The organism is Scytonema sp. NUACC21 (assembly GCF_054684315.1).
Window position 1 is genome coordinate 108,205 of the sequence record NZ_BAAFZH010000095.1, and the last position, 26,160, is coordinate 134,364.

At 42.6% G+C, this 26,160-nt stretch carries 26 protein-coding genes and 2 pseudogenes; 10 read left to right on the forward strand and 18 right to left on the reverse strand.

The window, feature by feature from the left end:
• Positions 1 to 47: 47 nt before the first annotated feature.
• The 3 genes from ACYRY3_RS27840 to rpsU form a co-directional block, all read right to left on the reverse strand.
• Positions 48 to 2,882, reverse strand: coding sequence for a bifunctional acetate--CoA ligase family protein/GNAT family N-acetyltransferase (locus ACYRY3_RS27840; RefSeq protein WP_460204986.1), 2,835 nt, complete (start codon positions 2,880 to 2,882; stop codon positions 48 to 50).
• A 76-nt stretch (positions 2,883 to 2,958) separates the two neighbouring features.
• The gene (gene adhE / locus ACYRY3_RS27845; RefSeq protein WP_460204903.1) at positions 2,959 to 5,772 is read right to left on the reverse strand and encodes a bifunctional acetaldehyde-CoA/alcohol dehydrogenase; all 2,814 of its coding nucleotides are present in this window, start codon (positions 5,770 to 5,772) and stop codon (positions 2,959 to 2,961) included.
• Positions 5,773 to 6,115: 343 nt separating this feature from the next.
• Entirely contained in the window at positions 6,116 to 6,304 is a 189-nt protein-coding gene (gene rpsU, locus ACYRY3_RS27850) for a 30S ribosomal protein S21 (protein ID WP_460204904.1), read from the reverse strand.
• A gap of 373 nt (positions 6,305 to 6,677) precedes the next feature.
• Between rpsU and ACYRY3_RS27855 the strand changes: the two are divergent.
• Together ACYRY3_RS27855 and ACYRY3_RS27860 are read left to right on the forward strand one after the other, a co-directional pair.
• Positions 6,678 to 7,970, forward strand: a pseudogene (locus ACYRY3_RS27855) (peptidase domain-containing ABC transporter); the annotation flags it as partial.
• Between the two features lie 117 nt (positions 7,971 to 8,087).
• A complete protein-coding gene (locus tag ACYRY3_RS27860; protein WP_460204905.1) occupies positions 8,088 to 9,683 on the forward strand; it encodes an HlyD family efflux transporter periplasmic adaptor subunit in 1,596 nt (531 codons plus the stop codon).
• Positions 9,684 to 9,821: 138 nt separating this feature from the next.
• Here the strand turns inward: ACYRY3_RS27860 and ACYRY3_RS27865 are convergent, their stop codons facing one another.
• The 4 genes from ACYRY3_RS27865 to ACYRY3_RS27880 all read right to left on the reverse strand — a co-directional run bounded on the left by ACYRY3_RS27865 (position 9,822) and on the right by ACYRY3_RS27880 (position 11,862).
• Positions 9,822 to 9,953: a hypothetical protein gene (locus ACYRY3_RS27865; protein WP_460204906.1), complete on the reverse strand. Its 132-nt coding sequence runs from the start codon at positions 9,951 to 9,953 to the stop codon at positions 9,822 to 9,824.
• Between the two features lie 163 nt (positions 9,954 to 10,116).
• Entirely contained in the window at positions 10,117 to 10,689 is a 573-nt protein-coding gene (locus tag ACYRY3_RS27870; RefSeq protein WP_460204907.1) for a DUF3611 family protein, read from the reverse strand.
• A 700-nt stretch (positions 10,690 to 11,389) separates the two neighbouring features.
• Complete coding sequence (locus tag ACYRY3_RS27875; RefSeq protein ID WP_460204908.1) at positions 11,390 to 11,656, reverse strand: type II toxin-antitoxin system RelE family toxin; 267 nt, start codon at positions 11,654 to 11,656, stop codon at positions 11,390 to 11,392.
• The gene (locus ACYRY3_RS27880) at positions 11,653 to 11,862 is read right to left on the reverse strand and encodes a hypothetical protein (RefSeq protein WP_460204909.1); all 210 of its coding nucleotides are present in this window, start codon (positions 11,860 to 11,862) and stop codon (positions 11,653 to 11,655) included. Before ACYRY3_RS27880 ends, ACYRY3_RS27875 begins: the two co-directional genes overlap by 4 nt.
• A 136-nt stretch (positions 11,863 to 11,998) precedes the next feature.
• Between ACYRY3_RS27880 and ACYRY3_RS27885 the strand changes: the two genes are divergently transcribed.
• The 3 genes from ACYRY3_RS27885 to ACYRY3_RS27895 all read left to right on the forward strand — a co-directional run bounded on the left by ACYRY3_RS27885 (position 11,999) and on the right by ACYRY3_RS27895 (position 13,846).
• Positions 11,999 to 12,547 (forward strand): HipA domain-containing protein, encoded by a 549-nt coding sequence (locus ACYRY3_RS27885; RefSeq protein WP_460204910.1) that lies wholly within the window; start codon positions 11,999 to 12,001, stop codon positions 12,545 to 12,547.
• The gene (locus tag ACYRY3_RS27890) at positions 12,544 to 13,314 is read left to right on the forward strand and encodes an HIRAN domain-containing protein (protein ID WP_460204912.1); all 771 of its coding nucleotides are present in this window, start codon (positions 12,544 to 12,546) and stop codon (positions 13,312 to 13,314) included. The genes ACYRY3_RS27885 and ACYRY3_RS27890 overlap by 4 nt, the downstream gene beginning before the upstream one ends.
• A gap of 385 nt (positions 13,315 to 13,699) precedes the next feature.
• Positions 13,700 to 13,846: a hypothetical protein gene (locus ACYRY3_RS27895; protein WP_460204914.1), complete on the forward strand. Its 147-nt coding sequence runs from the start codon at positions 13,700 to 13,702 to the stop codon at positions 13,844 to 13,846.
• A 51-nt stretch (positions 13,847 to 13,897) separates the two neighbouring features.
• On the opposite strand, the gene ACYRY3_RS27900 is transcribed toward ACYRY3_RS27895, so the two are convergent.
• Positions 13,898 to 14,623, reverse strand: coding sequence for a class I SAM-dependent methyltransferase (locus tag ACYRY3_RS27900; protein ID WP_460204916.1), 726 nt, complete (start codon positions 14,621 to 14,623; stop codon positions 13,898 to 13,900).
• 353 nt (positions 14,624 to 14,976) lie between these two features.
• On the reverse strand, positions 14,977 to 15,684 hold the full coding sequence (locus ACYRY3_RS27905) for a pentapeptide repeat-containing protein (RefSeq protein ID WP_460204917.1): 708 nt from the start codon (positions 15,682 to 15,684) through the stop codon (positions 14,977 to 14,979).
• Positions 15,685 to 16,090: 406 nt separating this feature from the next.
• On the opposite strand from ACYRY3_RS27905, the gene ACYRY3_RS27910 reads away from it, so the two are divergent.
• Complete coding sequence (locus tag ACYRY3_RS27910) at positions 16,091 to 16,588, forward strand: DUF427 domain-containing protein (RefSeq protein WP_460204918.1); 498 nt, start codon at positions 16,091 to 16,093, stop codon at positions 16,586 to 16,588.
• 5 nt (positions 16,589 to 16,593) lie between these two features.
• Here ACYRY3_RS27910 and ACYRY3_RS27915 read toward each other — a convergent pair whose 3' ends face one another.
• Positions 16,594 to 16,863, reverse strand: a complete 270-nt coding sequence (locus ACYRY3_RS27915) for an HNH endonuclease (RefSeq protein ID WP_460204919.1) — start codon at positions 16,861 to 16,863, stop codon at positions 16,594 to 16,596.
• Positions 16,864 to 17,049: 186 nt separating this feature from the next.
• On the opposite strand from ACYRY3_RS27915, the gene ACYRY3_RS27920 reads away from it, so the two are divergent.
• Both ACYRY3_RS27920 and ACYRY3_RS27925 read left to right on the forward strand, forming a co-directional pair.
• Positions 17,050 to 17,286 carry a hypothetical protein gene (locus ACYRY3_RS27920; protein WP_460204920.1) on the forward strand — a complete coding sequence of 79 codons (237 nt, stop codon included), beginning with the start codon at positions 17,050 to 17,052 and terminating at the stop codon, positions 17,284 to 17,286.
• Between the two features lie 64 nt (positions 17,287 to 17,350).
• A complete protein-coding gene (locus ACYRY3_RS27925) occupies positions 17,351 to 17,617 on the forward strand; it encodes a hypothetical protein (RefSeq protein ID WP_460204921.1) in 267 nt (88 codons plus the stop codon).
• 176 nt (positions 17,618 to 17,793) lie between these two features.
• Here ACYRY3_RS27925 and ACYRY3_RS27930 read toward each other — a convergent pair whose 3' ends face one another.
• From ACYRY3_RS27930 to ACYRY3_RS27960, 7 genes are all read right to left on the reverse strand, one after another.
• On the reverse strand, positions 17,794 to 18,795 hold the full coding sequence (locus tag ACYRY3_RS27930; protein ID WP_460204923.1) for a metal ABC transporter solute-binding protein, Zn/Mn family: 1,002 nt from the start codon (positions 18,793 to 18,795) through the stop codon (positions 17,794 to 17,796).
• A 303-nt stretch (positions 18,796 to 19,098) separates the two neighbouring features.
• Positions 19,099 to 19,368, reverse strand: a complete 270-nt coding sequence (locus ACYRY3_RS27935) for a hypothetical protein (RefSeq protein WP_460204924.1) — start codon at positions 19,366 to 19,368, stop codon at positions 19,099 to 19,101.
• A 66-nt stretch (positions 19,369 to 19,434) separates the two neighbouring features.
• Entirely contained in the window at positions 19,435 to 20,511 is a 1,077-nt protein-coding gene (locus ACYRY3_RS27940) for a WD40 repeat domain-containing protein (RefSeq protein WP_460204925.1), read from the reverse strand.
• Positions 20,512 to 20,562: 51 nt separating this feature from the next.
• Positions 20,563 to 21,534: a CobW family GTP-binding protein gene (locus ACYRY3_RS27945; protein ID WP_460204927.1), complete on the reverse strand. Its 972-nt coding sequence runs from the start codon at positions 21,532 to 21,534 to the stop codon at positions 20,563 to 20,565.
• A gap of 166 nt (positions 21,535 to 21,700) precedes the next feature.
• On the reverse strand, positions 21,701 to 22,609 hold the full coding sequence (locus ACYRY3_RS27950) for an alpha/beta fold hydrolase (protein ID WP_460204929.1): 909 nt from the start codon (positions 22,607 to 22,609) through the stop codon (positions 21,701 to 21,703).
• A 17-nt stretch (positions 22,610 to 22,626) separates the two neighbouring features.
• Positions 22,627 to 23,067, reverse strand: a complete 441-nt coding sequence (locus ACYRY3_RS27955; protein ID WP_460204931.1) for a SufE family protein — start codon at positions 23,065 to 23,067, stop codon at positions 22,627 to 22,629.
• A 151-nt stretch (positions 23,068 to 23,218) separates the two neighbouring features.
• The gene (locus ACYRY3_RS27960; protein ID WP_460204932.1) at positions 23,219 to 23,731 is read right to left on the reverse strand and encodes an NUDIX hydrolase; all 513 of its coding nucleotides are present in this window, start codon (positions 23,729 to 23,731) and stop codon (positions 23,219 to 23,221) included.
• A gap of 337 nt (positions 23,732 to 24,068) precedes the next feature.
• On the opposite strand from ACYRY3_RS27960, the gene psaK reads away from it, so the two are divergent.
• Positions 24,069 to 24,332: a photosystem I reaction center subunit PsaK gene (gene psaK / locus ACYRY3_RS27965; protein ID WP_460204933.1), complete on the forward strand. Its 264-nt coding sequence runs from the start codon at positions 24,069 to 24,071 to the stop codon at positions 24,330 to 24,332.
• Between the two features lie 201 nt (positions 24,333 to 24,533).
• Here psaK and ACYRY3_RS27970 read toward each other — a convergent pair whose 3' ends face one another.
• Positions 24,534 to 24,842: a hypothetical protein gene (locus ACYRY3_RS27970; protein ID WP_460204934.1), complete on the reverse strand. Its 309-nt coding sequence runs from the start codon at positions 24,840 to 24,842 to the stop codon at positions 24,534 to 24,536.
• A gap of 609 nt (positions 24,843 to 25,451) precedes the next feature.
• Between ACYRY3_RS27970 and dapB the strand changes: the two are divergent.
• Positions 25,452 to 26,135 (forward strand): annotated as a pseudogene (gene dapB, locus ACYRY3_RS27975) (4-hydroxy-tetrahydrodipicolinate reductase); the annotation flags it as partial.
• Between the last annotated feature and the right edge of the window lie 25 nt (positions 26,136 to 26,160).

The window sequence follows — 26,160 nt, forward strand, 5'->3', positions numbered from 1 at the left end:
TCATTAGTCCTTGGTGCTTATTTACACAAATGATTAATGACCATCAACTACAAAAGAATTTCCGCTTTTACAACAGAAGCCTCAGAACTGTGATAGATTCGGAAGCCGAGTTTTTCACAAACTTGTTGCATTCCGTGATTTTCTGACAGAATTTCTGCAGAAATGCGCTCTAGATTTTCATCCCGACCAATTTGTATCAGTCGTTGCAGTAATTCAGTACCTAATCCGCGACGCTGATACGGGTCACTGACTAACATCGCAAATTCTGCCTCATTCTTACCATGTAATTTGCTCAAGCGAGCAACTGCTAAAACCTCCTGTTCCCCAGTTTGAGGGTTGGTGTAGTTCGCAACTAATGCCATCTCGCGATCGTAGTCAATAAAACAGATGCGTGTCAGCCTTTCGTGGGCAACTCTCGTTTTTAACTTAATCATATGGAAGTAGCGCAAATAAACGCTTTCTTCTGATAAGGTTTTGTGAAACTGCACCAACAAAGGCTCGTCTTCTGGTTGAATTGGGCGAATGATGAGGGACGTCCCATCTTTCAGTGTCCAGGGAGTAACATACTGAGTGGGATAAGGACGAATTGCAAGTTTGGGCAGTTCGTCAAAGTCAGTATCTGTATCATGTAAGACGATGCGAGCATCTAAAGCAATCAATCCCAATCCCCTGGAACCATCTTGAGTGGAAGGCTTAGCTAATAGGGGATTAATGTCAATTTCTTTAATCCAAGGTTGCTCAACAACAAGTTGGCTAAATCTGACTAGCAGTTGTTCCAATGCAGACATATCGATTGAATGGCGTCCCCGAACTCCTTTGAGTGCTCGATAAATTCGGGTTTGTTCCATCATGCGCCGTGCTAAGGTGCTGTTAAGTGGAGGAAGAGCGATCGCACGATCGCTAAATACCTCTACCAATTGCCCACCTGTACCAAATAGTAAAACTGGACCAAATTGCGGATCTATACTGCTACCGATAATTAACTCATAGCCATCTAGTTTAACCATCGGTTGCACGGTCACACCCTCAAAGAGAGAGGAGGTGTTTTCCTCGTCCGTGTATCCTCGATCCCCTGTATCTTCTCGCTGCTGTTCCCACTTTTCAATAGAGATTTTAATTGAGCGGTAAGCATCTCGAACTTCCTCTGCATTGCTCAGATTCAACTTCACGCCACCCACATCTGTTTTGTGAGTAATTCTTTTTGACAGCAGTTTCACAACAACAGGGTAACCAATTGCGTCTGCTGCTGCAACTGCTTCCTCTTCAGAGGTAGCAATGGATGTTTGCACGGTAGGAATACCGTAAGCTGCTAGCAACTGTTTTGATTCAAACTCAGTGAGGAGACTGCGGTGCTCCTGTTGGGCATTGTGAATAATTCGCTCAACGTGGGTGCGATTTAGGATACCTTCCCCAAAAGCATCTGGTAAAACGGGAGTTTCGTAAATACCTCGCAAGTTATAGCTATATTTCCACATATAACTAAATGTGCGAGCTGCTGCATCTGGGTAATTATAAGTAGGAATACCTGCTTGATTGAGAATCGCTTCACCTTCTGCTACATCACTTCCACCCATCCAACTTGCAAGAATCGGCTTACCGCGCAGAGATGTTCCTTGCAAAGTCTCAACACACGATTGGAACTGTTTTGCTGTTTGACTTGGGTCTGTCATTGCTTGAGGTGTTAGAATGACCAACAACCCGTCACTATTGCGATCGCCTGCAGCAATTTCAAGTGCTTTAATATACCGTTCTGGGTCGGCATCACCCAAAATGTCTATTGGATTGCTATGACTGCCGTGTGCTGGCAGAATTTTCTCTAAAGCAATATGTGTTTCGGTAGATAACTCTGCTAATTCTCCACCACCACCAATAAGTGCATCTGTTGCTAAAACACCCGGTCCTCCAGCGTTGGTAATAATTGTCAGACGCGGTCCTTTAGGACGGGGCTGCTTTGCAAGCACTTCTGCCATATCAAACAGATCGGAGATGCTATTGACTCGCAGTACGCCACAACGACGAAAAGCTGCGTCCAAAACTGCATCACTCCCTGCCAACGCTCCTGTATGGGAGGCGGCTGCTTTTGCTGCTGCTTCAGTACGACCTGCTTTAATCACAATAATTGGCTTAGTCAGGGCAACTTCCCGCGCTGCTGAAAGGAAGGAACGGGCATCACCAATTGATTCCATGTAAATAACTATGCTTTTCGTCTGCGGATCGTCACCGAGATAGTAAATCAAATCACCCCAGTTCACATCAAGCATGGAACCAATGGAAACGAAGGTACTGAAGCCTACATTTTCACGTCTGCTCCAATCTAAGATAGATGTACAAAGCGCCCCGCTTTGACTGATAAAACCAACTGTACCAGGACGAGCTATACCATTAGCGAAGGTAGCATTTAAACCTGTAACGGGGTTCATTACACCCAAGCAGTTGGGACCGATTAATCGCATCTTACCCCGACGCACCTGCTCGAGTACTTGTTTTTCTAATTCAACCCCAGCTGCTCCTGTTTCCTTGAAACCAGCAGACAAAATTATTGCACCTTTGACTCCAACGTCCACACAATCACTAATAATGCCTGGAACTGTTGGAGCAGGTGTTGCAATGACGACTAAATCGACTTGTTCCGGTACAGCAGCGATGTTGGGATATGCTTTGATACCAAGAACACTGCGTCGCTGTGGATTTACGGGATAGACAGTACCGCCAAAAGAATTACTGATTAGGTTCCACAGTACAGTGCGTCCAACACTACCGGGTCTTTCTGTTGCTCCAATGACTGCGATCGCTTTAGGTGCAAATATGGCGTCTAGAGGACGGTACTCTGAGCGGAGAATATCGTAGGCGCGGTCTTGTGTGCGTGCCATTAACTGTTGCATGATGGAAGATTCCTCATTTAGGAGTTGTACAGACGCACTATAGTAGGTCTGTACGGGAATTTTCATTCCTCAATTTCTAGTTTGTTGCTAATTCAGTTGTCGGTGTTGCAATTGATTCTTCATGGAATGGAGCCGCACTTTTCTTACAACCTAAGTAAGCTAAAATATATAACTCTTTAAGGTCACCAATTAAAGGATAGCGTGGATTTGCCCCAGTGCATTGATCGTCAAAAGCCCGTTCTGCCATCTCTTCCACCCTGGCATAAAACTCTTGTTCGGGTTGGCTCAAAGTTTCTTTGATTGTGGTAGGAACTTCCAGTTCTCGCTTCAAATTTTCCACAGCTTCAACGAGTTTCTCTACCTTTTCTTCTGGAGTGTTGCCACCCAATTTTAGATAATCAGCAATCTCTCCATACCGTTCTTTGGCATGAGGATACTTATATTGTGGAAAGATAGCTTGCTTGAACGGCATATCTGTTGCGTTGTAGCGGATGACATGAGAAATGAGCAGCGCATTCGCCAAACCGTGAGGAACGTGGAAAGTCGATCCCAACTTGTGAGCCATTGAGTGACAAACACCCAAGAAAGCATTTGCAAATGCCATACCAGCAAGTGTTGCTGCGTAGTGGACTTTTTCTTTTGCCTCTAGGTCTTTAGCACCGCCCCTATAGGAACGTGGCAAATACTTAAACAGTAGCCCGATTGCCTCAAGTGCCAATCCTTCTGTAAACTCCGTTGCTAAAACAGATACATAAGCTTCAAGGGCGTGAGTTAAAGCATCCAAACCACCATAAGCTGTTAGCTTTTTAGGCATACTCAGCACTAACTCAGGGTCCACAATCGCTATGTTTGGCGTCAAGGCATAATCGGCAAGAGGATACTTCACTCCTATTCGGTCATCAGTTACCACTGCAAAAGGTGTGACTTCCGAACCAGTTCCAGAAGTGGTGGGGATCGCTACCATCGTCGCTTTTTGACCAAGTGGTGGTAGTTCGTAAACCCGCTTGCGGATATCCATAAACCGCATAGCCAAGCCTTCAAATTCTACCTCTGGATGTTCGTACATCAGCCACATCACCTTAGCAGCATCCATTGGTGAACCACCACCAATTGCAATAATCACATCGGGTTGATAATTTCTTAGTAAAGCAAGACCTTGATTGACGTTTGAGAGGGTGGGATCTGGTTCAACATCGTGGAAGACATCGTAGCTAATTCCAAGTTCATCCAGAACCTTAGTCACTTTATCTAAGATTCCTAAATTAAACAGTGGCTTATCAGTAACAATGAAAGCCCGTTTTTTATCTGCTAGGTCGCGCAACGCAACAGGTAAGCACCCATACTTAAAGTAAATCTTGGGTGGTACGCGGAACCAAAGCATATTTTCCCGTCGTTCTAACACTGTTTTAATGTTCAGTAAGTGATGGGGCGCTACGTTTTCTGAAACTGTGTTTCCACCCCAAGTACCGCAACCCAGAGTTAAGGAGGGGTCAAGTTTAAAGTTGTAAAGGTCGCCTATGGCACCTTGAGAAGAAGGAGTGTTGATGAGCAGTCGTGCTGTCTTTAAGGTATTTTCAAAATAGACAATATCGTCCAAATTTGCTGGATTTGTGTAGAGTGCAGCCGTGTGCCCCGGACCACCAAAAGCAACCAATTGTTGAGCTTTTTGGACTGCCTCATGGTAATTACTTGCCCGATACATTGCAAGGATGGGCGATAGCTTCTCATGGGCAAAGGGTTCATCATGACTAATTTCTTCCACTTCAGCAATTAAAACTTTATAACTGCTCGGCAGTGGACAGTAAACTTTCTCGCCATCATTGGTGATGGTTACCTGCTTCAGGTCAAGCCCTGCTAGAGTTGCCAGAGTCTCAACAGACTGTCCAACAATTGCTGGATTCAAACGACCATCTTTGAGAATCAGGTTGCCTAACTTTTCTTTTTCTTCAACAGTGAGAAGATATGCCCCACGACGGATAAATTCTTGTTTAACCTGCTCGTATACTGAGTTTACTACAACAACGGACTGCTCGGAAGCACAGATCGTACCATTGTCGAAAGTCTTACTAAGAATAATAGAACTAACTGCTGTTTGAATATCTGCGGAGGGGTCAATCACGGCAGGCGTATTTCCAGCGCCAACACCTAAAGATGGATGCCCCGAAGAGTAGGCAGCACGTACCATTGCGGGACCACCTGTTGCCAATATCAATTTGACTTCAGGATGTTGCATCAAAGCTTTGGAAAGTTCCACTGTTGGTTCATCAATCCAACCGATGATGCCTTCTGGGGCACCTGCAGCTACAGCGGCCTCTAGCACTATCTTTGCTGCTTCCATAGTGCTGCGAGGAGCACGAGGGTGGGGAGAAAAAATAATACCGTTGCGTGTTTTCAGACAGATTAAAGATTTGAAGATAGTGGTTGATGTGGGATTGGTGACAGGAACAATACCAGCAATAATTCCCACAGGTTCAGCAATTTTTTGTACGCCAAAAGATTTATCGTCTTCAATAACGCCGCAAGTACGTTCTTGCTTGTATTTGTTGTAAATATACTCAGAGGCAAAGTGGTTTTTAATAACCTTATCTTCTACGATACCCATACCCGTTTCTGCAACTGCCATTTTTGCCAGAGGTATTCGCTGAGCATTGGCGGCTTGAGCAGCTTTTTTGAAAATCTGGTCTACCTGCTGCTGAGTGTAAGTTGCAAAGACTTCTTGAGCTTCTTTGACTCGTTGGATGAGTTGTTCTAGTTCTTGGACTGTTGTGACTCTCATGGCTTGTCTGTATGTCCTTGGTGAAATATTTGTGGAATATTCACTTGCTTTACTTGTAAAGTTAAAAGCTAAAGATGAGGAAGTTGTGAAGAGAGTCAATTCAGTCCATTTCACCCTGCAGCTAAAGCCCTTCCTTCAAAACATTGCAGAAACTACTGGGGGTCTGATAAAAATGCTTGTTTACTTTAACCGCCCCTGAAGGGTATCGCTCTGCACTCGTGCATTACTTGAAAGTACACCTGAAACACAACTTCTTGCTCCGTGTTTCAGGTGGGCGTGGTTTTGCGCCGCTCACGTCTTATAGGTTTTAGCCAAACTAATTATCCAGGGAATAAAGTTTAGTGTTTCCCCTGGCAGTACAGTTAACTCTCACTACTTTGCCAACTACTATGAAAATTTTCTTGGTACAAAATAATGTTAGTTTGCTCGACATAAGTTCAGTTGGTAACAATTGTCCTCAACTGCGGAAACGGTACTTACGCTGTTTTTGTACAGAAACTGCTTTGCGCTTGCGTTTTTCAAGAGGTGTTTCAAAATGACGGTGCTTCCTAAGATCTGGAAGAATTCCCGCCTTGGACACCTGCCGCTTAAATCGACGCAGGGCTGACTCAATTCCTTCATTTTCACCCACAATTATTTGGGTCATTCCTTCTCCTCCTTAACGTTAGTCATACATAATATAGCGATCCTAAACCATTCTTGAAAAATTTCTAAATCAATGTAGAGCGGGCAATCCTACAAAAATTAAGATACGTAGGGCATAGTTGGTGGCACCTCCTAACCTAGATGTGTTTCAAATCACTTGGGTATGGAGTAGCGAAGTTCCGTTTGAGCACCCCATAGATTGCTTTGTAGTGCATTGCGATCGCAGCCATCAAACAAATAAGGAAAACTAATAAGCACTATAAAACTTACAAAAGTTAACCTTATTGCTGAATTCAGTTAAGTTCTGTAAAGTATATGAGTGTAGGTAACAAGTTTACCTGACTAGTACATAACTTAGTCATCACAATACATAAGTCTATATCATCGTAATGCTGTTCTACAGTTGGCAACTCACCCTAGTTGGTTTGGCAACAATTCCGGTGTTTGTCGTCATCACTTTAATAGCATCTCCTACAGTCAGCAAACAACTGCGTAACAAAGCCGAACGCAATTCCGACACACAATCTTACTTAGTTGAGGTGATGTCCGGAATTCAAACAGTGAAGGCACAGAATATCGAGTTACGCGCTCGCTTTTCCTGGCAAGAGCGTTACGCCCGTTATGTAGCAGCTGGATTTAAAACTGTCGTCACCTCCACCCTTGCAAGTTCCACCAGTAATTTCCTCAACAAACTCAGCAGTTTGCTGGTGTTGTGGGTGGGAGCTTATTTAGTTCTCCAAGGAGAATTAACCCTAGGTGAATTAATCGCTTTCCGGATTATTTCAGGCTATGTAACCAGCCCCATATTGCGCTTAGCTCAACTGTGGCAAAACTTCCAAGAAACTGCTTTGTCATTGGAACGCTTGAGCGATATTGTTGACACACCACAAGAAGCAGAGCAAGACCGTGGTAACATTCCTTTACCCCCAATTGAGGGCTCTGTAAAATACGATAATGTGTCCTTCAGATTTGCAAGCAGTGGGCCATTGCAACTGAGCAACGTCAATTTAGAGATCCCCGCAGGCAAATTTGTTGGGATTGTGGGACAAAGCGGTTCTGGTAAAAGTACGATGATGAAGTTGCTCCTGAGATTGTACGAACCAGAAGCAGGCAGAATTTTAGTTGATGGTTACGATATTTCTAAAGTGGAACTGTATTCGCTGCGGCGACAGATTGGTGTTGTTCCACAAGAGACATTGTTGTTTGATGGTACGGTTCAAGAAAACATTGCCTTAACGAACCCCGACGCAACAACCGAGGAAATTATTGAAGCTGCAAGAGTTGCCGCCGCCCACGATTTCATCATGAGCTTGCCCAATGGCTACAACACGCGAGTGGGTGAAAGAGGTGCTGGGCTGTCAGGGGGACAAAGGCAGAGAATTGCCATTGCTCGTTCGGTTTTACAAAGACCAAAGTTACTGGTTCTAGACGAAGCCACAAGTGCTCTGGATTACCCAACGGAACGCCAAGTCTGTCTGAATCTCGCGGAGGAATTTAAGGGAAGTACGGTATTTTTTATTACTCACCGTCTTAACACAGTAAGGAATGCAGACATTATTATTGTGATGGATAGCGCCAAGCTTATCGAGTTTGGCACCCATGACGAACTGATGGCTGCACGAGGTCATTATTTCTACCTCTACAACCAGCAAGACGTAAAACTCTAATTAGTCATTAGTCATTTGTCACTAATCATTAGTCATTTGACGAACAAAGGACATATGACAAATGACCAAGGACAAAGGACACATAACAAATGACCAAGGACAAAGGACAAAATCATCATGACTCAATTAAATGGGAATCATCTCAACGGCAATAGCCCTAACGGTCACTTAAAAAATGGGACTAAACTTCAAGATTCGCGGGTGTTGACTGCTGATTTAAAAAAACCGAAAGCAGCGGAAACGGATTTAAAGAGACACTATATTGAGGAATTTGACCAATCCGTTGTCCTGCGTCAATCCCCACTTTGGTCGCGTACTATCATGCTGACATTGATGGGATTGGCTGCTGTTGGTATTGCTTGGGCGTGCGTTGCTAAAATCGAGCAAGTCGTCCCTGCAACAGGTCAATTAAAGCCTGAGGGCACAGTTAAAGAAATTCAAGCTCCAGTCAGTGGAGTCGTGAAGGCAGTTTACGTTAAGAACGGACAAAAAGTCAATCCTGGGGATTTGCTGCTGCTTTTTGATTCTGTTACCTCCAACGCTGAATTAAATTCCCTGAAAAAGATTCGTGCTTCCTTAGTTCAAGAGAACCAGATTTACCGCCGTTTGATAGCATTGGGTTCTGGTGTAGCAGCAGAGATGGAATTTTTACGAGGGAATTTGCCCAAAGAAACTGCTTTTCTGCTGAAAAACCGGGCGGGTTTGATAGCAGAAAATGAACTGTTGCGGAATGAGTTTAAAAATACTGGTGCAGTCGCGGGTTTGGAAAACGACGAACAACAACGTTTGGCAACTGCCAAAAGGGAGTTAGAATCTCGGGCGGCTGCGTCATTGCTGAAAGTTGAACAAAGCCGGAGAAAATTAGCTCAAAATCAAGTTCAATTGCAGGATGCTAGAGCAAGTTTGGCAATTGAACAGCAGATTTACCAGAGAATTAAAACTTTGGCTGAAGAAGGCGCGATCGCTCAGCTACAGTATTTCCAACAAGAAAGGAAAGTGCAAAATAATAAAGCACAAATAGAAGAACTTTTGCAAGAACAGAAACGGCTGCAATACGAGATTGCTCAAGGACAACAAGAGACAAAAAATACAGTAGCCGCTTCTAATAAAAACGTTTTGGAAAAAATAGCCGATAATAAAAAACGTATTGCTGAAATTGATAGCCAATTATCTAGAGTTTTACTAGAAAATGAAAAGCAATTGGCTGAAATTAATAGCAAAATCATGCAAGCTCAAACGAACATTAAATATCAAGAGTTGCGTGCCCCTGTATCGGGAGTCGTTTTTGATTTACAAGCAAAAAATCCAGGCTTTGTGGCAAACACAACTCAAAAACTGCTCACAATCGTACCAAATGATAACTTTGTAGCTGAGGCTTATATCACTAACAAAGATATTGGTTTTGTCCGTGAAGGAATGAAAGTTGATGTCAGAATTGACTCCTTCCCTTACAATGAATTTGGCGATATCAAGGGAGAACTGATGTGGGTTGGTTCAGACGCATTACCACCCGACCAAACATACCAATACTATCGTTTCCCAGCCAAAGTTCGTTTGGCAAAACAACAGTTAGAGATCAAGGGTAGAAAGATTTCCTTGCAATCGGGTATGTCCGTGACTGCTAACATCAAAGTACGTGAAGAACGGACAGTTATGAGCCTATTAACTGATATGTTCACTAATGAGTTTGAGAGCCTTAAACAAGTTCGCTAATTAAATTAAATTCCCTCCCCTTTATAAGGGAAGGGCTAGGGAGGGGTATTATCCATGTGTTGTATTCTTTTTTCAAATAGACACTATTTTCCCGACTTCTCCACCCACGGGCGATAACATCGCCAAGCTTGCAGCAGTTTATTGTTGTGGTGGTGGACTTCCCCCGTTGCGATCTGCCCTGCGGGCAGGAGCGAAGCTATCGCGTAAGTAATCTAAAATCCGATTTACTGAAGTTCTGAATTCTTGGCGATCGATTAAAATTGTACCCACTAGAAATACTCTAGTGGGTCTTTTGTTAAGGTTTAAGGTGTTTTAACCCAGTTAAGTTAATCGATTGTGGATTATCTAAGATAAAGAACTTTGAGTTTTCAATATCCAAGCACACATAACGTTCAATACTTGTCCAATACAGTATCCAGACAACTGCTATTGACTATTGATCTAACCAGTTAAACAGCCCCAATGCAGTCACACTCCCTACCAAGTGAGCACCAATCATATTGACGTTTGCCAAAACTACAAAAATATCTAACGGACGAATGAAATTTATAGAGGTATACAATGCTGCCCCTGGAGGTAGTGCTAGAGCTTTTGCTGCTACAACAGTAATGGTCACTTCAGATGCTAAAAAAGCTAACAATAGACCTATCAAACTGACAATTAATCCTGTGTTTAATACTCGAAGTACGTCTTCTTTACTTGGATGTAATTCGCTATTAGGCGTCTGTAAAAGTTTGTCTAAACGCCTGTAATGGGAAGACAAATAAAGTCTGAAGCATAGCACTAAAAATCCAATAATACCTAAAAATACTCCAACTTGCATGACCAGATTCGTCGTTGTTTGCTCAGTGACATTACGGCTAAATATAGCCAACAACAAAGCCAAGCAAGAAACAGCGCCCAATGCTAACTGTACTCCGAAGCTAATCTGCCTTACTACGTGGAAAGTAGCTGCAAATCGTTTTTTAGTCGGTGCAGGTAAGTAGGAATTTAAGACATTTGACATATTCGTTCTTCTTAAGCCTGATAAACTATCTTGTGATTTTTGAAAATAGTCTTAATTTAGTTGGTAAAAATGGAAAACTAGACGTAGGGTGGGCACTGCCCACCAGTAGCCAACGTGCGGCATAGCCCTACCTACAAAAATCGGTAATTTTTGAGCAGGAAAGGAGTAGTCTTAATTCAGTTGGCAAAAGTGGAAAGCTACTATTTATTCTTTGTATATATCCGTACCATTTCAATCATCAAGCCAGGAGAGCCAAAAATATGGATTAAAAACTTGATATATATATGCTGAGCTAACAGCCAATGCAGTGCATTCTGCCTGAGTATCAAATATTAATCTCAATCAACCAATCTTGAGAACGATGTTGCGATCTGCCGCTATGCTGTAGTGAAGCTATCGCTTACGCCAATTAATCTAGGACTTACGCACTGTACATATTGACCATCATATGCATCTACGAATAATGGTCGTTTCAGACTTGTAGGGGCGCTCTTGCATTGCGCCCCTACGCTAGGTAATGATGGTTCGCGTTCGTTAACAAATCAAAAGTTGAGGCGCTAAAAATAGCTAATACATATCTGACGTTTTCTGTCAATGCGTAAGTCCTATAATCGTCGCAGTTGAGACCTCGATGCCCGCGCAGATACTTGTCGAGGAATGCCTTCACTCTATCGTCTCTTAACACTAAACCAAGATAACATTATGGAAAATACCTGTAAATATCTTTTCTTGGTAAGGCTCTCACAAAAACAATCACTCCATTGAAAATGGTAATACCTATTCTATAATCTCCCAATCGAATGCGATAATAATCATCATTAGAGATCAACTTTTTTATATTGCTGACTTCACTAAGATTTTCCGCATTTTCTACTTCTTCAATTACCGCTTTAATTCTTTGTAGTAATGCATCATCTCGTATCTTGCCTAAATCTTTTTCAAAACTTTTTCTGAACTGTAGGTTCATTCTTTATTATCCAAAATTTTAAAAATTGCTTCTCGACTAACGATTTCTGTTTCTTCACCCTCTTTAATAGCTTTTTCGAGAGCTATATCTTCAATAATCTCTGTAAAAAAATTAGAAAATAATTCTTTTTTTTCTTCCATTAATTCAATGATTGCTGTCTTGAAGATTTCTTTCAGTTGATTTTCATCAAAATTAATATTAATCATATATTTTATAGAGGTAGTTTTGATTTGATGATAACATATTCTTAGCAGCATGGAGTTTCCCAGAGCACGCAGAGAATCTGATGAATTGCTTTAGTTTATTTCGCTGAGAGGCATATCACAACATACAATAGATGTAGTGCTGAGGGTAATTGCAGGCGAATCTGTAAATTTACTCATTGATTGGACGCCCCCCTCTGGCATCCAAAAAGCAGTAGATGTGTTTGTTGGCTATCTTCTGCTAGATGCATGGATTGGGAACGGAGACCGCCACCATGAAAACTGGGGGATTGTCCGAATGAAAACAGCATCTACTTCAGAAGAAACGGAACACCTCGCACCTACTTACGACCATGCTTCAAGTTTAGGACGTGACCTCTCGGACTCTCAAAGGCAAAAACGCTCAGTTCCGGCTTACGCAAACAAATGTTTCTCAGCATTTTATGGCAGTGTTGATGATAGAAAGACCCTTAAAACTTTTGATGTGTTTTCATTTGTTGCTCATCGCTATTCCGAAGCAGCTTGTGTATGGTTGGCGCGACTTGAAAATATCTCGGAAGCAAATATATTAGATATTTTTAATCGCATTAATTGCTCGCGCATCTCCCCCGATGCGAGTCGTTTTGCTCAATCCATTCTTGAAATAAACAAACAGAGGCTACTTAGCTTGAGGGAAAAACTACCTTGAAAACACCAAAAACACTATTTTTAGCTTGGCAAGACCCCATTAGTCGCCGTTGGTTCCCTATTGGTCGGTTAACATTTGATGAGGGGATCTATCAATTTATCTACACGCAAGGTGTAAAAGAAGCTGAAGAGAAATGTGCTTTTAAGCCTTTGTCTTCGTTTCCATGCTTAGAAAAAATTTATACGTCTACTCACTTATTTCCAGTGTTCGCGAATCGGTTAATGTCGCGATCGCGCCCTGATTATTCAAGTTTTATTGAATGGCTCAATATTCCGAATGATAACAATGACCCAATTGCAATTTTAGCCCGCAGTGGTGGGGAAAGAGAAACAGATACGCTCGCCGTTTTTCCTTGTCCAGAGGTTGATGAACAAGGACAGTACCATCTTTACTTTTTCTCGCATGGGCTGCGGCATTTGCCAAACAGTGCGATTGAGCGGATTAATCAATTTGAGCCTGGGGAAGAGTTATGGTTAGCTCACGAATTTCAAAATCCCTACGATTCTCAGGCTTTAATTTTAAACACTAAAGACCACTACATTATCGGTTATTGTCCGCGATATTTGCAAGCAGAAATCTTTGAATTGCTTCGACAAAATTCTAACTTAGAGGTGCGGGTAGAGCGTGTCAATAAATCTCCAACACCTCTCCAGTTTCGCCTGCTGTGTAAAATGAGTGCGATCGCGACCAATGGTTTTCATCCCTTCTCAAGTCATCAGTATCAACCTCTCATTGCTGAAGTTGCTACTGCTGCTATATCTTCGTGAATTGTAATTGCTTAATTTTAGGAAAACAGGGTTAATGGGAAATGCTCTAAAAGTTCACTACGTCTTTAAGTAATCTTCTGGCGGGAAGGGAGTAGCTTTGTTTGTATCCTTATGCTCCGTCTCTCTAAGAAGAAGTGTTCAGACACAATTTGCCATATTTGGTGAAATGACTCTAGGAGGAACTATTAATCCAGTCAGCAATTTAGCTGGTAGTTTGCAAGTTGCAAATTTCCAACGGCTTTGGAGATTTTTGAGCGCTAAACAAGCTTTTATGAACTACACTTATATACTATTGCGGCAGGGTCTAATGCATCTGTACTATTAAAGCAAAGCAATCAATTGATGAAAACATCAAAATATACTTTAATACGGCTACAAGAACGGAATGTCACAGTCTGGACTGCTTGAATTAGCACACGAAAAACTTCACTGGCCAACGCCCAAACAAATTTTAGACCCATCAGGTGCTGGACCTAGTATCTATGCACGGATGGCTATGCAACCTCTACTCTGCTTGGGAAACCCTGGTTGAGCAAGTGGCGACGTAGAGTGTAGAATCCCCGTGCGTTTACGCCGGGGAGTGTCAAGACTGTGGAAAATGCACTTTATACAGGTCAAACAACTCCCCTGGCAACTGCTTATCTACCTTAACCCCACCGGCTGCAAGCAGTTTTTTCCAAGCATCTAAAGGTTCTAAAAATACCTCTGCACCGAGATAGGTTTCCAGAAGAGCCCAGTCCACAGCTAAGGGTTTTTCTGAGTTGAGGATATCAAAAACAAAATGCCCCTTTGGCTTCAGGACTCGCTTGACTTCCTCCATCACGGGTAGCCAGTAATCCAGGGGGTAGTAGCAACTCCAGCCTGTTGCGATCGCAATATCGAATTGGGCGTTATCATATTGCAATTTGCGGGCACTTCCCAAGGCAACACCCTTAAACAGCTTGGAGTTGAGTTGAGGACCGCGACTATTTAACGCATCCTGTGCTACCGTGCTGATTTCTTGACCCGAGAATAAAGCTTCCCACTCCCGCCAAGGATAAATTAAAAAACTTACCCCACAACCAATATCCAAACAGCGTTGATTCTTTTGAGGTCGGTGTATTTCCCAAAAGGGAGAAGTTAATTTTGCGTTCAGAGTCCCCGCCACCCAGTCAAAGTAAATCGGCATGGCTTTCAATTCTTCGGGGAGTTCTAAGGCTTCATTTCGGTACTGGCGATCGAAGCGATTGGCAACAAGTGTTTCAGTTTGAGTATAATCCTTTTGCTCTGTCGGGAAAAGCTCGGAAAATTTAGATGATTTCATTTCCATAAGTTCTTTATTTCCACTTATTGATGCTCGGTTTCTACTCCAGCAGTCCCACAAATTTTATTATATTTGCAAAGAAAAAATATAAAGTTTAAGTCACAACCATGTATTTTGCCCGCTCTAGTTGTGCAAGTTAAAAGCACATTAGCTATTTAGTGTCCATTTTACATTATAATTTGGCTCCAGTACTCTGAAAGAGCACGGGAACCGCGTTTCATAACTTACTTTAAAATACTGTACCGACACTCTAGTACACCTTAGCGTAAATAAGGCTCACAAATGCACGCTCGTTGTAAAGCTTGCAGTATAACTCTGTTACTTTCATCCTTTAGCCTTTATACTTTAACCTTTTTGTACTAGTCGTTCTTGTCTTCATTCAATACAGTCTTATCCAAATTCGCCCTCTCCAAATTAGCTCCACTGAGGTTAGCATCATGAAGGTCTGCCTCGGTTAAAGAAGCGTTAGTAAGATTTGCTACAACAAGATCTGCTCCAGACAAATCTGCCTCATTCAACTCAGCCCCACTTAAGTTAGCTTCATTCAGCATTGCTTCACTTAAAGAAGCTTGGTTTAACTCTGCTACAACTAAGTCAGCTTGGCTGAGGTTTGCGTCATTCAATATAGCCCCATCTAAAACTGCGCCATCTAAAATCGCTTCACTCAAATCGGCTCCACTCAAATCTGCATCTGTTAAAGAAGCTCGATTCAAGTCTGTGTGACTTAGACTTGCCTGATTTAGCATTGCTCTGTCTAGGGTTGCTCCTTCTAAAATTGCTCCATCTAGAACGGCGGCACTTAAATCTGCTTCAAGTAAGTTGGCTTCACACAAATAAGCACCAGTCAAGTAAACACCTTGCATCTTGGCATGATTCAAGTTAGCTTGGCTCAAATCGGCTCGGCTTAAGTCAGTTGAGCTTAAGTTGACTCCGCTTAAATTCGCTTTTCGTAATTTAATTCCTTGTAAACTTTTTCCACTCAAGTCCACTCCACTTAAGTCAACTTCATGAAAATCCCGCTCTCCTGAAGCATAACGTTCGAGAAATTCATCGGCATTTATTTGCATAGTCTCTGTTAAATAAAATTTGTATAGTGATTACTCTCTATCTTGCTTGTTAAAACTAATAACCGTGTGAGCTAGAAGGCGTATCTGTGGGAGGGAAAATTACTCTTTGCTTTCTCTACCTTTGGAGCGATCGCTTTTGGGTAATGGACAATTATTTTCACACCTAGGTCTATTAAAGAGAATAATCACAAATAAGTAAGTGGACAGAAATAAATAGAACTGTGTGACGAAATGTTAACAGACCCGAAATCCTTACCAATGACCCTCCGGGTTCGCCAGTCCACTCTTGTTGGGAAACCCGCCTACTTTCTCTGGACTCACCAATGACAAAGGACTAAGGACGGTTCTCATGAGTTAACTTTATTTATATCATCCTACTTAGTAGCTACCAATTCCAAAATCCAAAATGTTCAGACCTCAACGCATTGAACCCGGTTCCGGACAAGAATCAGTATGGGATTATCCCCGTCCGCCCCGCCTTGAGGATGTCAACAAACACATCCAAGTTATTTTTAACGGCGTTACTATTGCAGATACTCACAGTGCAAAACGGGTTTTAGAAACCAGCCATCCCCCTGTCTATTACATTCCACCTACCGATATCAAAATGGAATACCTACTACCCGTTCCCCAATCCAGCTTTTGCGAGTGGAAGGGTAGTGCTGGTTACTACACAGTTCGAGTTGGAGACAAAGAAGCCCCAAAGGCTGCATGGTTTTATCCCAACCCTACACCCTCCTTTGTATCAATGAAAGATTATGTAGCTTTTTACGCTCATCTTATGGATGCTTGCTACGTAAATGGGGAGAAGGTGGAACCTCAACCAGGAAACTTCTACGGCGGTTGGATTACCACCGATATCGTTGGTCCGTTCAAAGGTATTCCTGGTAGTTGGGGATGGTAGAGCATTCAGCTCTTCCTACGATGCACCTTAACCCGCTTAATCGGGTCTTGCTTCCTCACCCAAGCAAGGAACTTTTGCATTTGCGGTTCCTGCTTCAGTTTCTCAAGAGAGTTCAACTCCTGTGCTAAGCGTGTGTTGTCAAACAATGTGTGAATTTGCCGATGACAAGCAGAACAAATATTGATTTTTGGACCGTGGTGACCTTTTTTCTGTCTGGGAATGAGGTGATGAACCGTCAATTTGTCCAATTCTCTGTCACACAACTCGCAAGTCATGCTTTAAACCTAGTGTTGGATCTTTTATCTGTATTATGACGTACTACTAGTGAGTTTGCGGTATCCCCTCATGGATATCCGGCTCATTTACTGACCTAAGAGCTGATTTATAAATATTGCAACAAAACCGAGCTCAAATGGGAAAAATGTGTAAATATAAAAAAAACCTTAAGAAGTCGAAGACTTATGATTACTCCCAAAATGATGCAACAGGTATGGGCTGTCATCGAGTCTACTCACGTCAGCACCCTACTCCAATTTGACGATGCTGCCCTAGTACAATTGCTACTCAAGCAGTTCAAAGCCGATCAGGTGCTTGATGCCCAGACAACTCGCAGCCTTAACACTTACATCAAATCTAAACTGCCCTTAATTCGCGACACTGCTGAAAACAGGCTCTCTATTAAAGAAGGCAGTCTTTAACGCAAGAGAGCGAACAATTGCACTCGTAGGAACTATCTCCTCGGATTTCAATTAACACAACATTATGAATTACTGGCTAAGCATTGCCCTGGTAGCTTATCTTATTGGAGCGGCAATTGAAGGGGTGACTACAGCCAGCCAGCTATCTCATTCGGTGCCTGAGATTACCAAAGGCACACAAGACAACCCCTTGAACTCTCCCCCTTCACCAACCGGGAGTTGGCAGATTTTTGCAGCTATTGCATCGGTAAGTATCTGTGGAGCTTTTTTCTGGCCCTGTCGCTTGCTCCACCGTTCCATTAAAGGGAAGCAAACGAATCGAAAGGATTGACAGGTATTAGATTTAGGTAGAAAGAAGAGGAAATGTTGGGTTTTGTTCCTCAAACACCACTTCACTCAACGGGGGACACCCCCGCACGTGAGATGAAATGTTGGGTAGAGTTCCTCAAACGCCACTTGCTTCAATGGGGGGAACCCCCACAACGCAGTGGCTCCCCAACCTACGCTCTATTTGATAATTGGCTCGAATATCAGATATGTTCCTCCCAAACCTTCTACAATTGTGCGCGTGTTAGCAACCATCATTTTTTGGTAAGTATCTGCCTCGCTACCCGGTTGACCTAAGCTGTCAATAAACAGTTTCCTTTCTGAAATTTTGACCTTTGCCTGTTGAGCTACATTGGCGATCGCATTACTGTTATTTGTTGTTTCTCCAAAAATTGTTGGAATTTCATTTTTTTTGATATATTTAGCTAATGCTTTTGTTCTTTTCAGAGAAGGTTGTCCCTCAGGGCTTGTATCTTTGACAGCACTTGCATAGGAAAGATTATAAGCTTTGGCGTAATAAGCCATTCCATGATGATGTGTAATTAATTTACGCTTATCTTCGGGAATACTATCAATTCGTCCCTCGATCCAACTATCGATTTGAGCAATCTCTTGTTTGATTTTCTGCGCGTTGCTGTCATACAACGACGCATTTTCGGGAATGGTTTTAGCTAAATTACGACTAACCACATCTACCATGTTGGCAGCATTTTTAGCATTCTGCCAAATATAAGGATCGGCGATTGCTTTACCATCTACCTTGAATTTTAGTGGTTTGGAAACAGCACGTTGAGCAACTGCAACTTTCAGCCCATTGTTGTTTGCTGTTTTAATAAGCTTAATAAAAGCAGGTTCAAAATTATATCCGCTATAGAGAATAAGTTGAGCTTGCTCAACAGCTTGGCTGTCTTCTGGTTTTGGTTCATAATTGCGGGGGTTCGTATCAGGAGGAATCAAGCAAGTCAGATTTATTGTTTCTTGTGCAATTTGTCTGGTTAGGTCGCACAAAATACTTGTCGTCGCTACAACTTTGGGAAGATTGTTGGTGAGTTCAGCAGAAGTGACAGTGTTAGTCGAAGAGATGTTTGTCACATTACTTGGATTATTACACCCAACAAGTCCTATAGTAAGAGCGATTAGAGTAGCGTGTAGGGATTGGGTTAATCGTAATTTTTTTGACATAACAACTTCTATTTGCGCTAACACAATAATAATGGCTCGGATTTTTTCTAGAAGTTGTTTTCACAAGTTATCTTTTCACGGTATTTGCCGTTGTGGAATAACGATGACAAACTCCGTACCCTGACCTCAGTAAATCATATACACCATAAGTTCGTACTTGGAAAACATCCGTGGCTCAGCGTGGTGAGAGACTAGTAATAAACGTTAAAGTAAAACCCCTCCCTAACCCTCCCCTTGTAAAAGGGGAAGATACCCGATAGGGCAGGTGGGGTTATCTGTCGCCAACATTTTTTAAATTGATTTCTAAATATGAGAAAATGGCAACTTACCTTGGAGTTCCTGTCCGGTTTTGACACAAACAGCACATCGGCAACCCAGTTGGTCTAAAATAGGATTCGATTCTTGAGAAGAATGTGGCGTCATCGATTCAAAATCCGGTCGGGCAGACGCCAAGGTAATATGGGATTGCTCTGGTCTCATCTTTACCATCGTTGCTTCTGCATTATTGGCTACCAGTACCATAGAAGCTATGTATAGGGGAGAAGCTAACAAAATCAGTTTGGCTGCTTTCATAAATTCCGTTATGTGGTCATCTTTTGAATAGCATAGCCAATTTAGACTTGATAGTCATTTTCGTGATTAGTTTCTTCCAAAGCCTTGAGCGCGAGTCGTTTTTGACCAAACAAACAGTTCTCCATTGTTACCACCCCCAGCTAATTGCTTACCTTTGGGATGCCAAGCTAAGCAAGAAAACTCAGATGAGGCACCTGTTAAAATTTGCGAAAGTTGCTTGGCTTTTTTCCAAAGACAAATCCATCCATCTGCACCAGCTGAGGCAAGAAGAAAGCTCTCGGGTGCAAAGGCAATAGCTTTAATGACATCAACATGATTGGTTAAAACACTTGCTTCCCAACCCAAAGAGTCATCTGCTTGCTTTTCCCAAACCACTATACCGTCAACACTACAGCACGCCAAAAGAGGTGCATTTTGTGGCGTGGTTATTTCTGACCATGCAAGTTGGCGAATTTTTCCAGGAAAACCTTGCATTACCCAAGGTTCGGGGGGATTGCCAGAGGTTAATTGATTCGATTCTACAACGGTGATAGTGCGATCCATATTACCAGAGGCAAGGAATTTGCCATCGGGTGACCATGCCATAGCTAGGCTGGCAGAGGGAATTTCCAGGATACATGGTTCATCATCCCAGTTTTGACAATTCCAGACTTTAACTCCGTGATAACCGCTAATAGCAAGGTACTTTCCATCACAACGCCAATCGATCGCCAATACTGAGGAATTCTCGAAATTAAGGGTAACAACGATTTCTTGAGTTTCAGCATCCCACACTTGGACGTAACGCCCCAAGCTGAAAGCTAGTTGATGGTTAGTGGGGCTCCAAGCAAGTCTATCAACCCAAGCAGGGGCATTTTCTAAAGTAGCGATAAGTTCATTGTCTCGCCAAATGCTCACCTTTCCATCCTGTCCCCCAACAGCTAAAAAATCACCATCCTTGGAAAAGGCAACGCAATCTACAGATTCACTTTGCCCAGTCTGTAAGGTTGTTAAGTCACCATCTTGCCACAGCACAACTTCTCCCGCAGCAGAGGTTGCAGCGAAATTTTTACCTTGTGGAGACCATGCGATCGCTGTGACGTAATCTGAAAGTGTTCCCGAATATTGTTCTGTAAAATCCTTGTTCAGAGTTGAGGAGCTCATGGTTGTGTTTAAGAAGAGTGAGGGAGGGAGGGGGGAGTACCCCCTTATAATTTACGCCTTACAAGCAAGAAAGTCCTGTCTGAGTTGTGCTTCATCAAGGTTGCGACCAATGAAGACCAGTTCGTTTTTGCGGGTTTCGCCCGGTCTCCAAGGACGATCTGGTTTGCCTTCAAACAACATGTGTACCCCTTGGAACACAAAGCGGTTATCTTCACCTGCAATATTCAAAATGCCTTTCATACGGAAGATATCCGGTCCTTGAGTACGCAATAATTCTCCCAGCCAATTGTTTAACTTATCGCCATCAAGTGCGCCTTGTTCCACCAACGCTATGGAGTATACGCTTTCATCATGCTCGTGGGCGTCTTCACCTAGGAAATTTGGGTCAATTTCCAAAGCGCGATCGAGGTCAAAGGCTTTTACACCCAACAGGGCATCCATTGATACCTCTGAGTTCTGCGTCCGGTAGATTTTTGCCATAGCATTCATCCCCCGAATCCGCTTTTCTAGCTCCTCAAGCTGTTCTGGTGTTACCAAATCAACTTTATTCAAGAGAATTACGTCAGCAAAAGCAATCTGCTCTTGTGCTTCGTCTGCATCCCAATGTTGCCAAATATGCTTGGCGTCTACCACCGTTACCACAGCGTCTAACGCTAGCTTTTCCTGCATGTCCTCATCCACAAAGAATGTTTGAATAACTGGTGCAGGATCGGCTAGACCAGTGGTTTCAATGACCAAGTGGTCAAATTTATTACGCCGTTTCATCAAGTTACTGATGATGCGAATTAAGTCACCACGCACCGTACAACAGATGCAGCCATTGTTCATTTCAAAAATTTCTTCATCTGCATCAATAACCAATTGGTTGTCAATGCCCACTTCTCCAAATTCGTTCACAATCACGGCTACTTTCTTGCCGTGTTCGTGGGTCAGGATGCGATTGAGAAGTGTTGTTTTCCCCGCTCCTAAATAGCCAGTCAGAACTGTAACGGGAACTGAATCTGTTATTGCATCTGCTACCATGCCTTAAACGCCTCTTACTGCACGATTAAGATAATCATTATTAATTATTTTCATTCTTTTCTATTGTATGTTTTCTTCGAGCTAACAATATTTCAGGAAGAGACCTTATTGACCCCCACTAACTACTGTAGGGGCGAACAGCCGAGAGCCCCTACTAACTCCTGAATTAAGCGCTACGCAAAAAATCTCCAATTGCTTCCACTACAGCTGATGAGTACTCCTCGTGCATTCCGAGAGAACCGGGTAGAACAGTTGATTGCACTCCGGGTAACTTTGCTAAAGCATCCATCTCAGCACGGGATTTAGAGGGGCTGGATTCTCCAATAACCACCATGAGTGGAACAGACAAATTAAGAGCCAGCCTCAGAAAATCATTTTGATTGTTCACTGCATCAAGATTCCCAGTGACAAAAGCTGCAGGTGCGAATCTTGCACCTGGTTTCTGAGTATTGTCCCACTTGTACTGGATGAAACTTGGTGTGAGTTTTGCTTTATCAACATAGACGTGGCGACGATACATTAAACTCAGAAAAGATGGAGCGGTATTCAGCTTATAAAGAAGTTGACCGAGAATAGGAGAGCGTACCATTGCTCTGACTGTTCCAGCTATTTGGGACGTGGCACCCATAGTAGGTAGAGGACCGCGCCAAGTCGGAGCTACTAAAACAATGCGCGAAAATGCAGTTGGGATTTGGTTTGCCAATTGTAGAACGTAGGCTGCACTGTGACCTGCTGCAACTACAGCCACAGGTGTTTTGAATATAGTTGTTACAAAATTTTGTAAAAATTGCTGATACAAAGCGGGTTGGTAATCAACCGGAAGGCGCGATGATTGACCAAATCCCGGCCAATCTACAGCGATCGCTTGATAGTATGAAGATAGTATTTTGCCTATTTCGCCCATTTCCGATCGCATAGAAACTGTGCTGAAAGCTGGAAGAAGCAGGATGGGCGAACCTGTTCCCAGAGTTTCATAGACAACGCGAATTTGTTGGTTTTCCCACTGCCAAAGAAATTCTTGAACCTCTCCACCAATCTCACTATTGGTAGATGCAGATAGTAAATTGCTTGACATAACAAAGCCTTTAACTTTTAACTGTTCGCTAATAGCTGACATTCCAATGCCTTTTTTTGCATTGTCTTAAAAATATTGTAGAAGCCGTTAGCACGAGAGGGGGTCAAGCTCACGTTTAAACCAGTTTCTTGAATAAAATCAGGAGACAGTTTTACAACTTCATCCGGAGTGCTCCCATTTAATCCTTCAACTAAAAGCCCTACCAAACCTTTGGTTAATTGAGAATCCGAATCCCCTTGAAATACAACTTTGCCATCATTTAGTGTAGCTGTGATGTAAACTTGAGAAACGCAACCGGGGACTTTATTTTCTGGGACTTTATCAGATTCTGGAAATTCATTAAGTCGCTGACCATACCAGATGAGCTGTTCGTAACGTCGCTTTTGGTCGGAAGACCTTTGGAAGCGCTGCACGATTTTAGCAAGATTTGGTGGTAAAGAATCGCTAGTCGAGGACATAACAAAGGCAAGAGAAATAATATATATCTTTACTAGGGTATCAGCTTGCTATTACAATTGGCATTTAGCCTGTGTTATCAAACCGGATAACGGAGGCGCTCAACTAGATATCACAACATTTAAGCTGAGTAAGTCAAGTGACGCCCCACCCCTAACTTGGAATGTAAAAAAAACGTATGAGTTTTGGCAAGTCTGTTTTTGCTGGTTCACCGTTCTGTATTTTTTGCAATGCAGCTTGTGGGGTTAGCCAAAAAGCCTCCATGTAATCATCACGGTTATACATCGGTGTTGTATCCGTGTATATTTCATACACTTTCATAAATGCTGATACGTTATTTTTATAGGGGGTTAAATATCCTATCTGTTGAAAATTTACCTGCTTTAGTTCGAGATTGAGTTCTTCTTTGAGTTCTCGTTGTAAAGTATCTTCGTAAGTTTCGCCTGTACCCACATGTCCTCCCATGCTTATATCAAGACATAAAGGAAATAATTTTTTATGTGCTGTACGGCGAGGAATCCAAATTTCTCCCTGAGAATTTTTCAAAAATACATTAACTACTCGGAAATTTACCAGACCTTTTTGATAAATTTCAGACTTTTTTCTCTGCCCAATAACGATGTCTTGTTCATCGACAATGTCTAAAATTTCATCTTCTTCACTCATAAGCGTTCGCATTCAAGAAGAGTGTGTATTTATGAGTAGGTTGGGGAGCCACTGCGTTGTGGGGGTTCCCCCCATTGAAGCAAGTGGCGTTTGAGGAACAAAACCCAACATTTAATCAAATTGTTGCATTTCACTCACCACCAACCACCATCAATTCTGACACACTTGATTCTAAGAGTAGTATTTTCCGAAGATAAGCAGTAGCAGAAGTTCATATTAAGTAATAACAACAAATGTAAAATAAATATGCAAAATCAAACCTTAGATAGATTTTTTTGATAATTAAATTCACATGGGAATTTCAATCCTTTATTAACAAGTTTAAGGAGAAAGCCAATTGTTGACATCTACTTTGCTAGCCACATTCGCTACAGCGCCCCTGGCATGGAGTCCAACTGTTGCGCTGATCATGATTATCAGCAATATCGTTGCGATTGCCTTTGGTAAATCTAGCATTAAGTATCCCAGTGCAGGTCCTGCGCTACCCGCATCCAATTTCTTTGGTGGTTTTGGTCTTCCTGGGCTCTTAGCAACAACTGCCTTTGGTCATATCTTGGGAGTCGGCGTTATCTTAGGGCTGCACAGTCTTGGGAAGCTTTAGCTACTCCCTTCCAGCCTAAAGACATAGGGTAGGCACTGCTCACCACTCCCTAAAGACGTAGCTAGGGCTATTCCCAAAGCTAGATGACACCAGGCATAGCCCTAGCTAAAGGTCTGTTGTCTGGATGACAATCTTTGACAAATAGAGAAGAGCTAGAGCACAAGCCCTAGCTCTTTTCTCTACACAGCAAACAGGCTTAACTTATACAGCTGGAGGTAAACCCCTCATTTGACGAACAGCGTTGAGACAAGCTGGACAATCACAGCCAAACATAGCGACCGCCGTATCGCTCTCTTCTTCAGTGAAGTTATACTCAGCAGTGGGATTATCCTGGCTTTGTTCAGCTTGTGGCGCGGCAAATTCCACTGTAGATGGGGTAGATGGAGCTAGAGCTACCTTGCTCACCTTCACACATACCAGCTTGGGGGTTGGTGCATGAGGATTTTTTACACAAGTTTGGGTTCCTGCAGGATTAACTGTTTCATTTGCTCTAGCCGGTTGGGTCATCATGACCAATGACAGCACAGAGGAAAACAGTAAGGGGCTCGAAAGTAATGTAAGGACAAATTTCTTGTTCATTTACTTAAAAATGTATTTGGCTATGTGCGGTCTGGCATTTATCTTTTCACATTCATATGGTTGTTTCAGTAATTTTTGTGCAAAGTTGCCCAACCTATTATGGATAGTACTAATAAAGTAGGCTTTATTCTAGCAGAGGCAATTCGTAGCGTCTATAGCAAAAATCAAGGAGAAAGAAAAAGATTGAGATGCACAAAGAGGGATACACCTGAAAGAAAAAAGCCAAAATGCCTCTGTTTTTTTACTTACCCTGCCTTCAAAGGAGCTATCTATAATTGCGAATTTCTACTGAACAGATCGGAGCGAACTACCCCAGACTCAACCAACCATTAATGCCAGACATTGGTGATGTAAACAGAGATATTTAAAAAATTGACTTAGTTAGCATTAGCTAAGTTCCCAAATGAGCCTTTTGTGAGTTATTGCTCAGTCATTACCAGCAGCTCGGTAGGCGCTATTGCTAGGGATTCAAGATTTGCTGAATAGCAAGCTGATAAAATAGCTTCTCATCTACTGAATGTAAAAAGCGTAACGAGAACTATGTCAAATCAAGCTCCTATCCCAGTCGTTGTTATCGGTGCTGCTGGCAAAATGGGTCGTGAGGTGGTGAAAGCAGTAGCACAAGCACCTGATATGAATCTTGTCGGTGCTATTGATACAAGCCCAGAATACCAAGAAAAAGATGCTGGGGAACTGGCGGGTTTAAGCGAACCGTTGGAAATCCCAATTACAAATCAATTGGAACCGATGCTGGCTTTTGCGTCTCAGGAAAAACAGCCAGGAGTCATGGTAGATTTTACCCATCCCAAATCAGTGTATGACAATATTCGCAGCGCGATCGCCTATGGTGTTCGTCCTGTAGTTGGGACGACTGGGTTAACTCCATCCCAAATCGGTGAGTTAGCAGAATTTGCTGATAAAGCCAGCACTGGTTGCTTGATTGTTCCCAACTTTTCCATTGGCATGGTTCTGCTGCAACAGGCTGCAATAGCCGCATCCCAGTATTTCGACAACGTTGAAATTATAGAACTGCATCACAACCAAAAAGCTGATGCTCCCAGTGGTACGGCGATTCAAACGGCTCAAATGTTGGCAGAAATGGGTAAAATTTTTAACCAGCCTCTTGTGGAAGAAACGGAGAAAATACCGGGAGCAAGGGGCAGTCAAGCAGATGAAGGTATTAGAATTCACAGCGTGCGCTTACCGGGATTGATTGCCCATCAGGCCAATGACCAATGACCAATGACCA